This is a genomic window from Bradyrhizobium arachidis, assembly GCF_024758505.1.
Classification (GTDB): Bacteria; Pseudomonadota; Alphaproteobacteria; order Rhizobiales; family Xanthobacteraceae; genus Bradyrhizobium; species Bradyrhizobium manausense_C.
Map to the genome: position 1 here is coordinate 6,217,076 of NZ_CP077970.1, position 13,701 is coordinate 6,230,776.

General features: G+C 62.4%; 13 protein-coding genes. 11 read left to right on the forward strand and 2 right to left on the reverse strand.

Annotated features, from left to right (window positions below):
• Nucleotides 1–75 precede the first annotated feature (75 nt).
• Together KUF59_RS28785 and KUF59_RS28790 are read left to right on the forward strand one after the other, a co-directional pair.
• Nucleotides 76–747, forward strand: coding sequence for a hypothetical protein (locus tag KUF59_RS28785; RefSeq protein ID WP_212455571.1), 672 nt, complete (start codon nt 76–78; stop codon nt 745–747).
• A 381-nt stretch (nt 748–1,128) separates the two neighbouring features.
• A complete protein-coding gene (locus KUF59_RS28790; protein ID WP_212455572.1) occupies nt 1,129–1,572 on the forward strand; it encodes an SRPBCC family protein in 444 nt (147 codons plus the stop codon).
• A 48-nt stretch (nt 1,573–1,620) separates the two neighbouring features.
• Here KUF59_RS28790 and KUF59_RS28795 read toward each other — a convergent pair whose 3' ends face one another.
• Nucleotides 1,621–2,952, reverse strand: a complete 1,332-nt coding sequence (locus tag KUF59_RS28795; RefSeq protein WP_212455573.1) for an Hsp70 family protein — start codon at nt 2,950–2,952, stop codon at nt 1,621–1,623.
• 296 nt (nt 2,953–3,248) lie between these two features.
• Here KUF59_RS28795 and KUF59_RS28800 point away from each other — a divergent pair, with 296 nt between their 5' ends.
• The 9 genes from KUF59_RS28800 to KUF59_RS28840 all read left to right on the forward strand — a co-directional run bounded on the left by KUF59_RS28800 (nt 3,249) and on the right by KUF59_RS28840 (nt 12,834).
• Nucleotides 3,249–3,386 carry a hypothetical protein gene (locus KUF59_RS28800; RefSeq protein ID WP_258767269.1) on the forward strand — a complete coding sequence of 46 codons (138 nt, stop codon included), beginning with the start codon at nt 3,249–3,251 and terminating at the stop codon, nt 3,384–3,386.
• Between the two features lie 469 nt (nt 3,387–3,855).
• Nucleotides 3,856–4,863 carry a Bug family tripartite tricarboxylate transporter substrate binding protein gene (locus KUF59_RS28805; protein WP_212455575.1) on the forward strand — a complete coding sequence of 336 codons (1,008 nt, stop codon included), beginning with the start codon at nt 3,856–3,858 and terminating at the stop codon, nt 4,861–4,863.
• Nucleotides 4,864–4,949: 86 nt separating this feature from the next.
• Nucleotides 4,950–5,447, forward strand: coding sequence for a tripartite tricarboxylate transporter TctB family protein (locus tag KUF59_RS28810; protein ID WP_212455576.1), 498 nt, complete (start codon nt 4,950–4,952; stop codon nt 5,445–5,447).
• A gap of 59 nt (nt 5,448–5,506) precedes the next feature.
• A complete protein-coding gene (locus KUF59_RS28815) occupies nt 5,507–7,006 on the forward strand; it encodes a tripartite tricarboxylate transporter permease (protein WP_212455577.1) in 1,500 nt (499 codons plus the stop codon).
• A 413-nt stretch (nt 7,007–7,419) separates the two neighbouring features.
• The gene (gene oxlT / locus KUF59_RS28820) at nt 7,420–8,709 is read left to right on the forward strand and encodes an oxalate/formate MFS antiporter (protein WP_212455578.1); all 1,290 of its coding nucleotides are present in this window, start codon (nt 7,420–7,422) and stop codon (nt 8,707–8,709) included.
• A 227-nt stretch (nt 8,710–8,936) separates the two neighbouring features.
• Nucleotides 8,937–10,265 (forward strand): oxalate/formate MFS antiporter, encoded by a 1,329-nt coding sequence (gene oxlT / locus KUF59_RS28825; protein ID WP_212455579.1) that lies wholly within the window; start codon nt 8,937–8,939, stop codon nt 10,263–10,265.
• Between the two features lie 176 nt (nt 10,266–10,441).
• A complete protein-coding gene (locus tag KUF59_RS28830; RefSeq protein WP_212455580.1) occupies nt 10,442–10,867 on the forward strand; it encodes a CBS domain-containing protein in 426 nt (141 codons plus the stop codon).
• Between the two features lie 162 nt (nt 10,868–11,029).
• Nucleotides 11,030–12,046, forward strand: a complete 1,017-nt coding sequence (locus KUF59_RS28835) for a 2-dehydropantoate 2-reductase (protein ID WP_212455581.1) — start codon at nt 11,030–11,032, stop codon at nt 12,044–12,046.
• On the forward strand, nt 12,046–12,834 hold the full coding sequence (locus KUF59_RS28840; RefSeq protein ID WP_212455582.1) for a fumarylacetoacetate hydrolase family protein: 789 nt from the start codon (nt 12,046–12,048) through the stop codon (nt 12,832–12,834). The genes KUF59_RS28835 and KUF59_RS28840 overlap by 1 nt, the downstream gene beginning before the upstream one ends.
• Nucleotides 12,835–13,136: 302 nt before the next feature.
• On the opposite strand, the gene KUF59_RS28845 is transcribed toward KUF59_RS28840, so the two are convergent.
• Nucleotides 13,137–13,370: a hypothetical protein gene (locus tag KUF59_RS28845; RefSeq protein WP_212455583.1), complete on the reverse strand. Its 234-nt coding sequence runs from the start codon at nt 13,368–13,370 to the stop codon at nt 13,137–13,139.
• Between the last annotated feature and the right edge of the window lie 331 nt (nt 13,371–13,701).

A 13,701-nucleotide genomic window follows, 5' to 3' on the forward strand; every position in this document is an offset into this window, starting at 1 on the left:
ACGGGATAGCTCCGCGGACGTTCATAGCGATGGGCCTCATCATGACCGCGACTGTCGCTGGCTCGGGCCTTTGTGATGCGTTTGCAGAGCCTCGCTTTTGATCGTTGGCTCGAACACTCGTTTGGACGCGAAGTTCGCTTTCAGCAGACACCTTGGTACTTCGACCCGGACCATGATTGGTGGGATCCGCCGCCGATGGAAGCCGTATCTTATCTCACTCGACTGTTTGACGACCCGGAGCCAGCGTTACAGGGATTTGCTGACAGCCAAATAGCACAAGGCTTGACCTACCTCGTCAATACGAGCGCTTGCGGCGATAACAGATGGCTTTGTTCAACTGATGTGCCGGTCGAAGACCGGATCCGCTGCGTTACTTCTGTCGCTAATCTATTTACGAAATTGTTTGAGCCTCGCTGCGTTTCCAGTTTGTCTCACCTGAGCGAAGCCGACGCCGGAACACTAAACTGTGTTTGCTACATGTGGTGGGACGTGTTTCCGAGCTTGGCGCTTTCTGGCGACCCAGACCTTCCAACTCTCCACGATTGCGCGCTGCGTACCATGGAGCGCATCCTGCACCTCAACTCGCTTGCTTGCCAGGAGAGCGCTTTGCATGGGCTGGGACACTGGCAGCGAGACTACAGCGAGAAAGTCATCCGGATCATAGACCGCTTTTGCGAGGCGCACTCCAAGGCCGACCCCCGGCTGTTGGCCTATGCCCAATCGGCTCGCAGCGGATGCATCCTGTGATGTTGGCCTACGCTTATCACGATGACAGGATCGAACACGCACTGCCATTGACCGATTGAGCGACGCTAGGAACCCGTCTGGAAAGACAATGAGCCCCTCAACGTTTCCGCGAAAGTGCGGCGGCACGATACACAGTGCCCCCGCTCGTGACCCGAAGGAAGATCGCAGCACGAGAAGTCAATCGGCCCCTCACCAACACGCGGGCGCATGCCTGCGGCAGTTTAGAAGCTTCGGCCACACCATCCGCGCCTGATGTTCCCGACACGGGTTGGCAAAAAATCCGAGACGCGATGTCGGACCAGCCAGGTCTCGTTCGTCCTTAGGCCATGAATGGGCAATAGACCTCGATGTCAGGCCCATCAATTCATGAGGATGACGATCATGCCCAGCACTGTGCGCCTGCACCGCGTTCTGACGACCAGCCCGGAGAAAGTCTATCGCGCCTTCCTCGAGGCGGACGCGCTGGCGAAATGGCTGCCGCCCAACGGCTTTGCCTGTACCGTTCATCATTTGGAGCCAAAGGTCGGCGGCACGTTCAAAATGTCGTTCCGGAACTTCACGACCGGCAACAGCCACGCCTTCGGCGGCGAATATGTCGAGCTCGTCCCCGGCGAACGTCTCCGCTACACCGACAAATTCGACGATCCCAATCTGCCGGGCGAGATCCAGGTGACCGTGATCTTGAAGAAAGTATCCGTGGGCACCGAAGTGGACATCACGCAGGCCGGCATCCCGGACGTCATTCCGCCGGAAGCCTGTTATCTCGGCTGGCAGGAGTCGCTGCGGAATCTGGCAAGGCTCGTCGAACCCGAGATCAATCAATAGCGTGCGTAAATAGCGCGCGGATACTGAAGGCGGGCTCGTGACCTTGGGCTACGCACCCGCCTTCGACCTGAGTCCTCCGTCGGCAGTCCAGCGGTCCGGGTCGGGACTGTGTCCGATCAAGGCGAGGCCGTAAGCGATCGACTCGAACTGGTCGCCCGACATCAGCCGGTCGTTGCCAAACCGCTCGGCGAACAGTTTTCGGACGGCGGGCACGAACGAGGTCCCGCCGGTCAAGAACACCTTCTCCACCTCGCGCGCTGTGATGCGGGCCTCGCCCAGCACCTTGTCGACGGTGGCACCTAACCGGGCGATATCGTCGGCAATCCAGGCTTCAAAATTCTTCCGGGTGATGGTCGAGCCAATCTCGACGCCGCCGCCCTTAAAGCGGAAGTCCACCTGATCATTGGCCGACAGCGCGACCTTGGCGTCCGACACCGCGCGATACAGCGAGAAGCCGAGGTCGAGATCGACGATGGTGATGAAATCCCCAAGCAGAGCCGGCTTCAGCGCGGTGCGTGAAAGCTCGCGGAGCTCGCGCAGATCGCCGTTGCTCTTCATCATCGCGAGCTGATGCCAGCGCGCGAGGTTGGTGTAGTGGCTGTTGGGGACCGGCAGCACCTTGTCGAACGAGCGGAAGCTGGTGCCTTTGCCCAGCCGCGGGGAAACGACGTGATCGACGATGCGGTAGTCGAACGTGTCGCCGGCGATGCCGATGCCGGCATGCCCGAGCGGCTCCGCACGCAGCGTGCCGCCGGCACGCGAAAACCGCATCACGGAGAAGTCGCTTGTGCCGCCGCCGAAATCCGCCACCAGCACCGTGGCATCGCGCTCCAGCCGGCGGGCGAAGGAGAACGCAGCGCCCACGGGCTCGTAGACATAGCGCGCGTGGCCGGCGCCCAGGCGCTCGAACGCGGCGCGATAGCGTTGCATTGCCAGCGCCTCGTCGGGATTGCCGCCGGCGAAGCGCACGGGGCGGCCGACCACGATGTTCGCCGCATCGAAGCCGAACTTGTCGCCGCCGTGACGCGCGAGTGTCCGCAGGAACGCCGCCAAAATATCCTCGAACTTGTAGCGCTGCCGGAACACCTGGGTGGTGTTGAAGCTGCTGCTCGCAGCAAAGGTCTTGAACGATTGCAGGAAGCGGTAGATGTGGCGCCCTTCGAGGAACTGCTCGATCGCCCACGGGCCGCCCTCCGCCTGGGCTCCGGCGCCCGGCCGATCCTCCCAGAAGCACAGGGCCGACACGTAGACGCTGTGCCTGTGCCCACCATGATCGAAGCGGATGGCCTCGACCCGGCGGTCGTCCGCCGCGAGCGCGACGACCGTGTTGCTGGTTCCAAAATCGATGCCGATCGAGACGGCGGACGAGGCGCTCGACATGAACCACTCTGACAGATGATTGGAAAAAGGGGGCAGACCTCTAACGGCTTTGAGTTGCCCTGCCAAGGCCCGGTCCGTTGCGTCGGCAACGGAATTCCGCCGGGAACGAACGTTTTGGCGCCCGTTTTGTATCTTTATGCCCGAAACGGCCGCGTTAAGGGAACATTATGTTGCAATGCAAGATATCAAATGCTGCTATGCAAACAAAACTGTAGTCCTTGGCATCTGGTATACATAGATTGACTTTCGAAGACGGGGACGGCGACCGGCCCGTCCCCGCAAGAAAGGAAAGACCGATGTCCAAAACTGCCTCCGTCGCGCTTGCGCCCTCCAGCTCCCTGCTCGCCCGCCTGATCGCCGCGGTCGACGGCCTGTTGATGGCGAGCGCCCAGATCTCGATCCGCAACGGCGACCTGCCCCGGTTCGGCCTGTAAGAAGGCCTTCCCCGCGCTGCCGAAACGGCGCGCCGGTTTTGGAACCCTGAAGCACTATGATTGTTGAATGGCCCCGCACGGCGGGGCCATTTTCTTTTTGCCCTCGCAGCATCCCCGGTTGGAACTGCGACGATTGGTCCGCCGATGTGGCCCGCTGGTCCAATTGTTTGTCCATTGGCATCTCGCATACCATTGGCCAATCGAGAAGGATTTGCACAACCAAAAGTGCAAGACGGGGATGCATAACGCAGGACGGGAACGGCCAAGGGCGAGCCACGCACCGTGGTCCTTGGCGGAACCTTAGCCCAAAGGAGCGGATGCCGCGCCTTGTCCCCGCTCATAAACTTCTGGTTGGTGAGGCTGCTGGGAGATCAGCCGTAAACGGTGACCCCCAGGCATTGAATCGGGATGGGCTGATGCGAGCTGCCAAAGAGCGGCCGTGTTCAAGGTTCGACAGGGAGAGAAACAAATGAAGCCATTCGTTCTGAATGTCGCTTTGGCGGCAATCGCGATGTCGTGCGTCTGCAGCACCGCAAGCTCTGCGGCCTGGGAGCCGGTTCGTCCGGTCGAGTTCATCGTGCCCGCGGGCACCGGCGGCGGTGCCGATCAGATGGCGCGCACCATCCAGGGCATCGTCACCAAACACAGTCTGATGAAGCAGCCGCTGGTCGTCATCAACAAGGCCGGCGGCGCCGGCGGTGAAGGCTTCCTCGATGTGAAGACGGCGTCGAACAACCCTCACAAGATCATTATCACGCTGTCGAACCTGTTCACGACGCCGCTGGCAACGGGGATTCCCTTCAACTGGAAGGACCTGACCCCGGTTGCAATGCTGGCTCTCGATGAATTCGTGCTCTGGGTGAATGCCGAGAAGCCGTACAACAGCGTCAAGGACTACGTCGAAGCCGCAAAGGCGGCACCGGGCGGCACCTTCAAGATGGGCGGCACCGGCTCGAAGCAGGAGGATCAGATCATTACCGTCGGCATCGAGAAGGCGATCGATGCGAGGTTCACCTACATCCCCTACAAGGGCGGCGGCGAAGTCGCCGTCCAGCTCGTCGGCAATCACGTCGATTCGACCGTCAACAATCCGATCGAAGCGGTCGCGCAATGGCGCGGCGGCAAGCTCCGTCCGCTCTGCGTCTTCGACGCGCAGCCGATGGCCTATGACGAACCGATCGCCGACGGCAAGGCCTGGAAGGATATTCCAACCTGCAAGTCGCAGGGCCTCGCAATGGAATATCTCATGCTGCGCGGCATCTTCATGTCGCCCAAAGCCACGAAGGACCAGGTCGAGTATTACGTCGAGCTGTTCAAGAAAGTCCGCGCCACGCCGGAGTGGCAGGACTTCATGAAGAGCGGCGCCTTCAACACGACCTTCCTGACCGGGGCCGACTACGCCAAGTGGATCGAAGCGGAGGAGAAGCGCCACGAGGGCTTGATGAAGGACGCCGGCTTCCTCGCGCCGGGGAATTGACCCCTGACATCGGTGACGGCTGAGGACGCAGGTCGTCCTCCCGTCGGCCGCGACCGCGAAACAGCGCGACTTTATCTGGAGGCCCCATGACTGAACTACCCGGATCCGAATCTGGCCCGGCACACAAGACGCTGGAAATCGGCATGGCGCTGTTGATCGGCGCCTTCGGCCTGGTCGTGATCTTCGGCAGCCTGAAGGCCGGTATCAACTGGGGTGCGGAAGGCCCGCGTGCCGGCTTCTTCCCCTTCTATATCGGCACCGCCATCGTCGCCGCGAGCGCCATCAACCTTTGGAGCGCTCAACGCAACACCGACCGCCGGCTGTTCGCAGCATGGGGACAGCTTCGCCAGGTCATGAGCGTCGTCGTACCCACCGCGATCTATGTCGGCTCGATGCCGTTCATCGGCCTCTATGTCTCCTCGATGCTCTTTATCGCCTGGTTCATGCGCTGGCTCGGCGGCTATCGCTGGCTGACCACCATCGCCGTGGCCGTCGGCATGCCGGTCCTGACCTACCTTGTTTTCGAACGCTGGTTCCTGGTCCCGCTTCCCAAGGGTCCGCTCGAGGAATGGCTTGGTCTGTAGAAGGCTTGGCCTGCAAGGGCTGTGCCGTCAATTCAGTTGTTGTTGCAGGACGCATCGATATGGAAGAGTTAGCCAACCTGTTTCACGGCTTCGCGGTCGCCCTGCAGCCCTACAACATCATGCTGATGATCATCGGCATCACGCTCGGGGTGATCATCGGCGTGCTTCCGGGGCTCGGCGGTGCCAACGGCGTGGCGATCCTCCTGCCCCTCACCTTCAGCATGCCGCCGACATCGGCGATCATCATGCTGTCCTGCATCTATTGGGGCGCATTGTTCGGCGGCGCCATCACCTCGATCCTGTTCAACATACCCGGAGAGCCCTGGTCGGTGGCGACCACGTTCGACGGCTACCCGATGGCGCAACAGGGCAAACCCGGCGAAGCGCTGACGGCCGCCTTCACCTCCTCCTTCGTAGGCGCGCTGTTTGCGGTCATCATGATCACGCTCGTCGCCCCCCTGGTCGCAGGCTTCGCGCTGCGATTTGGTCCGGCGGAAAAGTTCGCCGTCTACTTCCTCGCCTTCTGCAGCTTCGTTGGCCTGAGCAAGGAGCCGCCGTTCAAGACCATCGCGGCGATGATGATGGGTTTCGCGCTCGCGGCGGTCGGCCTGGATTCGATCACGGGGCAGTTGCGGCTGACCTTCGGCGTCACGGAGTTGCTCAACGGGTTCGATTTCCTGATCGCCGTGATTGGCCTGTTCGGGATCGGCGAGATCCTGCTGACCATGGAGGAAGGGCTGGCCTTCCGCGGCGGCAACGCGACGATCAACCTTCGGGTCGTGCTGCAAACATGGTGCGAACTGCCGAGCTACTGGATGACGTCGCTGCGCTCCTGCCTGATCGGGTGCTGGATGGGCGTGACCCCCGCCGGCGCAACGCCGGCCTCCTTCATGAGCTACGGCATCGCCAAGCGGCTGGCGCGGCGCGGCAACAACTTTGGCAAGGGCGAGATCGAAGGCGTGATCGCGCCGGAGACGGCCGCGCATGCTGCGGGCACCTCGGCGCTGCTGCCGATGCTGTCGCTCGGCGTGCCCGGCTCCCCGACAGCCGCGGTTCTGCTTGGCGGACTGTTGATATGGGGCCTGCAGCCCGGCCCCATGTTGTTCGTCGAGCAGAAGGAGTTCGTCTGGGGCCTGATCGCGTCGATGTATCTCGGCAACCTCGCGGGCCTCATCGTCGTGCTCACCTGCGTCCCGATCTTCGCTGCGATCCTGCGCGTGCCCTTCGGCATCATCGCGCCGCTCATCCTCGTGCTCTGTGCGATCGGCGCCTACTCGGTGCACAACAGCACCTTCGACGTGATGCTGATGCTGGTGTTCGGCGTGCTCGGCTATCTCCTGAAGAAGTGCAACTACCCGCTCGCGCCGCTGGTGCTCGCCATCGTGCTCGGCGACAAGGCGGAGGAAGCCTTCCGCCAATCGCTGCTGGGATCGCAGGGCTCGCTCGGTGTGTTCTTCTCCAACGGCCTCGTCAGCACGATCATGGTGCTTGGCCTGGTCGCGTTGTTCTGGTCCGCGATCCAGGAAGGCTATAGCCGGCTGCGCACCGCGGCCGCGTGAATCGCGCGCACGCCAGCGCGCCGCGATACGCCCTCGCGCCTCGCTTCTGGAATAAAGAATTCCACGCCTTGCGCGATCGCCCGGCCGTCGCACCTCGACGCGCGCTGCCCTGCCCGCCCCAGCGGAAGCTGAAAAAGCCGTGGATGCGTGAGCTTCCCGCAGCAGGCGGACTGAGTGCAGCGAGGAATATTTCTTACGAAATCAAAGCATTAAGTGCGGAGCGGTGGCGGTTTCGGGCCGCGCATGGACGGGCTTTACAATTCCGCCGTCATGGGATGATGTGAGCATCTCCCGCGATATTTCGCCGCACCTCTCAGCCCCGCCCGTCGCTTGAATCTTGGCATAATGAATACCAAGATGCCCGCCGCGCATTCGGGAATGATAAGAGATAAGCAAGGCGCGTCGGAGGATTCATGACGGATATGGTGCAGGCAACAGCGGCCCCCACTGCCGCGCGCGTGAGCGATGCCTATCGCTGGACGCAATTGGCGGTGGGCGTTCTGGCGATGGTGATGATCGCCAATTACCAATACGGATGGACGTTCTTCGTCCCCGACATCCAGAAAAAGTTCGGCTGGGATCGCGCGTCGATCCAGTGGGCGTTCACGCTCTTCGTGCTGTTCGAGACCTGGCTCGTGCCGGTCGAAGGATGGTTCGTCGACAAATACGGCCCGCGCATCGTCGTGCTCGTCGGCGGCGTGCTCTGCGCCATCGGCTGGGCGATCAACGCCCAGGCCACCTCGCTCAACGGCTACTATCTCGGCATGATCATCGCGGGTATCGGCGCCGGCGGCGTCTACGGCACCTGCGTCGGCAATGCGCTGAAATGGTTCCCCGACAAGCGCGGTCTGGCCGCCGGCATCACGGCCGCCGGTTTCGGCGCGGGCTCTGCGCTCACGGTTGCGCCGATCCAGGCAATGATCAAGGACTCCGGCTTCCAGACCACCTTCCTCTATTTCGGTCTCGGTCAGGGCATCATCATCTGCATCCTCGCCTTCTTCCTGCTCGCGCCGAAGGCCGGCCAGGTGCCGAACGTGGTGGCGAATGCCGCGCTGGTGCAGAGCCGCCGCAACTACCAGCCGACCGAAGTTCTGCGTCAGCCGATCTTCTGGCTGATGTACTTCATGTTCGTGATCGTCGGCGCCGGCGGACTGATGGTGACGGCGAACCTGAAGCCGATCGCGGCCGACTGGAAGGTCGACAACGTGCCGGTCACGCTGATGGCGGTGACGATGACCGCGGTGACCTTCGCAGCCACGATCGACCGCGTGCTCAACGGCCTGACGCGTCCGTTCTTCGGCTGGATCTCCGACATGATCGGCCGCGAGAACACGATGTTCATCGCCTTCGGCATGGAAGGCTTCGGCATCTGGATGCTCTACCTTTGGGGCCACGATCCGGTGTGGTTCGTGCTGCTCTCGGGCTTCGTGTTCTTCGCCTGGGGTGAGATCTACTCGCTGTTCCCCTCGACCTGCACCGACACGTTCGGCGCCAAGTTCGCGACCACAAATGCGGGCCTGCTCTACACCGCAAAGGGCACGGCCGCGCTGCTGGTCCCCATCGCCAACTACATGCAGCAGTCGTCGGGCACCTGGGACAGCGTGTTCATCATCGCGGCCGGCGCCAACATCCTGGCCTCGGCGCTGGCGATCGCGGTGCTCAAGCCCTGGCGCAAGGTCGTGGTCGCCAAATCCACGCTCTGACGCGACCCAAATTACTGACGAAAATCGCGCTCGGCCCCTCGGGGCCGGGCGCTTTTCGTTGGCGATTCTGCTTTCACGAAACAGAGTAGCGGATTTGATGGAGGTTCCCTCAAGATTGGGCTTGCATTCTGGAATATGGTATACCAGATTGCCCGATGCGCTTGCGACAATACGCCACAACCTTGCGACACTAGGTCACAACCGGCGAGCGCGTTGGGAGGACATTGATGATGACCGATACGGACGGCGCCGTTACGGCCGCGCCCCTGCGAAGTGGTTACCGTTGGCTCCAGCTCGCGATGGGCATCGTCTGCATGGCGATGATCGCCAACCTGCAATATGGCTGGACGCTGTTCGTCGATCCGATCGATGCCGCCCATCACTGGGGCCGTGCCGCGATCCAGCTCGCCTTCACCATCTTCGTCGTCACCGAGACCTGGCTCGTGCCGGTCGAGGCCTGGTTCGTCGACAAATACGGCCCGCGCATCGTCATCATGTTCGGCGGCGTGATGATCGCGCTCTCCTGGATTCTCAACTCCTACGCCGACTCGCTCACCCTGCTCTATGCGGCTGCGATCGTCGGCGGCATGGGCGCGGGCGCCGTGTACGGCACCTGCGTCGGCAACGCGCTGAAGTGGTTTCCGGACCGCCGCGGCCTCGCCGCCGGCGCGACCGCGGCCGGCTTCGGCGCCGGCGCAGCGCTCACCATCGTGCCGATCGCGAGCATGATCGCCTCCAGCGGCTATGAGAGCGCGTTCCTCAAATTCGGCATCGGCCAGGGCCTGATAGTCTTCGCGCTCGCCTTCTTCATCAGCCCGCCGCAGGTCTCGATCCCGCCGCGGAAGAAGAAGCTCAATCTGCCGCAGACCAAGATCGACTTCACCCCGCCGCAGGTGCTGCGCAGCCCTATTTTCTGGGTGATGTACCTGGTTTTCGTGATGGTCGCCTCCGGCGGCCTGATGACGGCGGCGCAGATCGCCCCGATCGCGCACGACTTCAAGATCGCCGACACGCCCGTCACGCTGGCCGGCTTCCAGATGGCGGCGCTGACCTTCGCGATCTCGCTCGATCGCATCTTCGACGGCTTTGGGCGTCCGTTCTTCGGCTGGGTCTCCGACACGATCGGCCGCGAGCACACCATGTTCATCGCGTTCGGAACGGCAGCGCTCATGCTGCTGACCCTGTCGGCTTACGGGCATGTGCCTATCGTCTTCGTGCTGGCGACCGCGATCTATTTCGGTGTGTTCGGCGAGATCTACTCGCTGTTCCCCGCGACCTGCGGCGACACTTTCGGTTCCAAGTTCGCGACCACCAACAACGGCATGCTCTATACCGCAAAGGGCACCGCTTCCCTGCTGGTCCCGCTCGCAAGCGTGATCTCGACCACCTATGGCTGGAAGGCCGTGTTCGTCGTGGCGGTGGCGCTGAACGCGACGGCAGCGCTGATGGCGCTGTTCGTCATCAAGCCGCTACGGCGTTCCTTCATCCTCGGCCACGAGGCGATCGAGACGGACACCGCGACTGGCAAGGCGACGAGCAAGCCCAAGACGGCTTGAGCGCCGCAAAATCCGCAATACCTGAGAGGGGCGCTTAACGGCGCCCCTTTTCATTTCCGGATCGGGAACGTCAGCAACCCTGCCGTTTAAATTTTCGGCCAAACCGCATCTTGGGTTTGACAATTGGCATAATGTATACCAGACTTATCCTGCACGATTGATCCAGGGAGGTTGCAATGCTGGTCGGAGACATTCTGAGCAAGAAGACGTCGCGCGTTGTAACGGTGCGGATGAACGAGACGGTCGAAATCGCCGCCAAGCTGATGCGCGCCAACAACATCAGCGCGCTGGTGGTGAAGGACGTCGTCCGCTCCGAGGGCAATACCGCGGTCGGCATGTTCACCGAGCGCGACGTGGTGCGCGCGATCGCCGAGCACGGCGCGAACGGCGTCAACGTCAAGATCTCGCAGCTCGTCTCGGTGCAGCAGCTCGTCTCCTGCTCGACCACTGATACCCTCGAGCATGTCCGCCACCTGATGAAGCGGCATCACATCCGGCATCTGCCGATCATCGACAATTACAGCCTGGTCGGCGTCGTCAGCATGCGCGACGTCTCGGCCGCCTTCGACGAGATCACCGCGAGCACACCGCACGCGGCCTAGCGCATGATCCGGAAAAGTGTGCAGCGGTTTTCCGGAAAGATCATGCTCAAGAAATAAGACTTAAAGCCACTTCCCCTGCGACTGCCGGCCCCGGCTCGGATGCGTCCGAGCCGGACCGGATCTTTCGTCCCAAAATCTGGCTTCTGGCCGCGAGGAATTTCCATGAAGATCTGCATCTACGGCGCCGGCGCGATCGGCGGATATCTCGGTGTGCAGTTGGCGCGCGCCGGTGCTGATATCAGCCTGGTCGCCCGCGGCGCCCATCTCGCCGCCATGCGCGAGCGCGGCCTGACGCTGCTGATGGGCGATGAGGAGCACACCGTGCATCCGCGCTGCACGGACGATGCCGCCGAGCTCGGCGTGCAGGACTACGTCATCATCACGCTAAAGGCGCATTCCATTACTGGCGTGATCGAAAAGATGCAGCCGCTGCTCGGGCCCCGCACCCGCATCATCACCGCCGTCAACGGCATCCCCTATTGGTATTTCTACAAGCACGGCGGTGCCTACGAGAACTCGACGCTGGAGAGCATCGACCCCGGCGGCCGGCAGTGGCGCGAGCTGGGCGCCGAGCGCGCCATCGGTTGCATCGTCTATCCCGCCACCGAGATCGAGGCGCCCGGCGTGATCCGCCATGTCTACGGCAACAATTTCCCGCTCGGCGAGCCCTCCGGCGAGATCACCGGCGACGTGCAGCGCCTCGCCGATCTCTTCGTCCATGCCGGCATGAAGGCACCGGTGCTCGACCGCATCCGCGACGAGATCTGGCTCAAGCTCTGGGGCAATGTCTGCTTCAACCCGATCAGCGCGCTGTCGCATGCGACGCTGGACGTGATCTGCACCGATCCGGCCACGCGCGCGCTGTCGCGGGCGATCATGCTGGAGACGCAAAGCATTGCCGAAAGCTTTGGCGTAAAATTCCGCGTCGACGTCGAGCGCCGCATCGAGGGCGCCCGCAAGGTCGGCGCGCACAAGACCTCGATGCTCCAGGATCTCGAGCGCGGCCGGCCCATGGAGATCGACCCGCTCGTCACCGTGGTGCAGGAGATGGGCCGTCTGACCGGCATTGCCACGCCCGCGCTCGACTCCGTGCTGGCGCTGGTGGCGCAGCGTGCCCGTATCGCCGGCCTCTACGATGGCGCGACGGTCTCCGCCGGCCTCACGCGGGCGGTGGCGTGATGGCGGCCGGTGAAGTCATTAAATGGCTGCGTTTCCGGCACGGCGGCAAAACCGGCTTCGGAACGCTGGAGGCTTCCCGCATCGCCGTGCATGACGGCGAGATGTTCGGCACATCAGCGCCGAACGGCAAGGTGTTGGCGCTGTCGGAGGTCGAGCTGCTCGCGCCCAGCGCGCCGAGCAAGATCGTCGCGCTCTGGAATAATTTTCACGCGCTCGCCGCCAAACTCAACCAGCCCGAGCCGGCGGAGCCGCTTTATCTGCTGAAAGCCACGACCAGCGTCGCCGCGCCCGGCGCGGTGATCCGCCGCCCCTCCTCCTATGACGGCAAGACCACCTATGAAGGCGAGCTTGGCATCGTCATCGGCAAGACCTGCAGCCGCGTCGCGCCGTCGGAGGCCGGCCGATTCATCTTCGGGTACACCTGCGTCAACGACATCACCGCCAACGACATCCTCACCCGCGATCCGACCTTCCCGCAATGGGCTCGCGCCAAGGGCATTGATGATTACGGCCCGTTCGGCCCGGTGATCGCGACAGGCCTCGATCCTGCAAAACTCGTGGTGCGCACCATCCTCAACGGCGCGGAGCGGCAGAACTATCCGATCTCCGACATGATCTTCAGCGCCGAGGAGCTGGTCAGCAAGATCTCGCACGACATGACACTGCTGCCTGGCGATCTCATCGCCGTCGGCACCTCGGTCGGCGTCGGCGTGATGAAAGAGCCGGTCAACACCGTCACCGTCGCGATCCACGGCATCGGCGAGCTCACCAACGAGTTTCGGCTGTAGCGCTTCCACGCCTCTCCGGTCATTCCGGGGCGCGACAAAGTCGCGAGCTATGATGCGCAATTGCGCATCTGAGAATCCGTACCGACAGGGTCCAGTTGTCGGGCGAGATGTCAATTGCCCGCCTTCGCCAAACACGATCCTGTGGTTTTGGATTCCGAACTCGCCGCTTCGCTCCGCCGATTCTGGGTACTCGACATCGCCTGCGCAGAGACGACCATTCGTCGCCGACCACCTTAGCCGCTCGTGCCGCTTTCGGCAGCCGCGCGATGGATGTCGCGAGACCTCAATCCATCATGCACACGTCACGCGACAGCAATCGCGGTCAACCCGCTGTCGTTTGCGTTGGCAATTGGTCGTGACGGCATCGCGTCAAGCGAGCTGGCGGTGCACTCCTTGAAGTGCTCAAGGAGTGCCGCATCGGCCAGGTGCTCCCAGAACTCCGCCTCGGCGAGCAGCTTCCAGCTTCTGTCGGGACGATAAGCGGCCGTCTGTCGGCAGAGCGACGCCATCGCACGCAAGCGGCGTACTGTGTCCATTCCCCAACCTCCCGTTGGTTCCGTTTATTTGTTTCTTGTTTTTGTCGAGCAGGATCATGTGGCTTGACGTTCTCAGGCGGGAAACGCCGGCCTCGTCGTCGCGCCAGATCGGTTGTTCTCACTTCGCGATCTGCCCGTTATTCACAGACGCAGTAAACATACGATCGTGTATATTGACAATCTAAAAATATTCTTCGCGAGAGTCGCAAACCGAACCAACAATTCGGCTTGTGTCGGACATAGTCCTGTCAGGCAGGGATTGAAACTCATCAAAAAGCAGATCGCACATCGAGCAAGAGCTCTCGTGACATTAGCGAGCGTGGCAGCAACG

Coding starts and splice junctions, on each gene's coding strand:
- KUF59_RS28805 (WP_212455575.1), top strand. CDS start 3,856: ATGAAGCCATTCGTTCTGAATGTCGCTTTGGCGGCAATCGCGATGTCG.
- KUF59_RS28795 (WP_212455573.1), bottom strand. CDS start 2,952: ATGTCGAGCGCCTCGTCCGCCGTCTCGATCGGCATCGATTTTGGAACC.
- KUF59_RS28785 (WP_212455571.1), top strand. CDS start 76: ATGCGTTTGCAGAGCCTCGCTTTTGATCGTTGGCTCGAACACTCGTTT.
- KUF59_RS28830 (WP_212455580.1), top strand. CDS start 10,442: ATGCTGGTCGGAGACATTCTGAGCAAGAAGACGTCGCGCGTTGTAACG.
- oxlT (WP_212455578.1), top strand. CDS start 7,420: ATGACGGATATGGTGCAGGCAACAGCGGCCCCCACTGCCGCGCGCGTG.
- KUF59_RS28800 (WP_258767269.1), top strand. CDS start 3,249: ATGTCCAAAACTGCCTCCGTCGCGCTTGCGCCCTCCAGCTCCCTGCTC.
- KUF59_RS28840 (WP_212455582.1), top strand. CDS start 12,046: ATGGCGGCCGGTGAAGTCATTAAATGGCTGCGTTTCCGGCACGGCGGC.
- KUF59_RS28835 (WP_212455581.1), top strand. CDS start 11,030: ATGAAGATCTGCATCTACGGCGCCGGCGCGATCGGCGGATATCTCGGT.
- KUF59_RS28815 (WP_212455577.1), top strand. CDS start 5,507: ATGGAAGAGTTAGCCAACCTGTTTCACGGCTTCGCGGTCGCCCTGCAG.
- KUF59_RS28845 (WP_212455583.1), bottom strand. CDS start 13,370: ATGGACACAGTACGCCGCTTGCGTGCGATGGCGTCGCTCTGCCGACAG.
- KUF59_RS28790 (WP_212455572.1), top strand. CDS start 1,129: ATGCCCAGCACTGTGCGCCTGCACCGCGTTCTGACGACCAGCCCGGAG.
- KUF59_RS28810 (WP_212455576.1), top strand. CDS start 4,950: ATGACTGAACTACCCGGATCCGAATCTGGCCCGGCACACAAGACGCTG.
- oxlT (WP_212455579.1), top strand. CDS start 8,937: ATGATGACCGATACGGACGGCGCCGTTACGGCCGCGCCCCTGCGAAGT.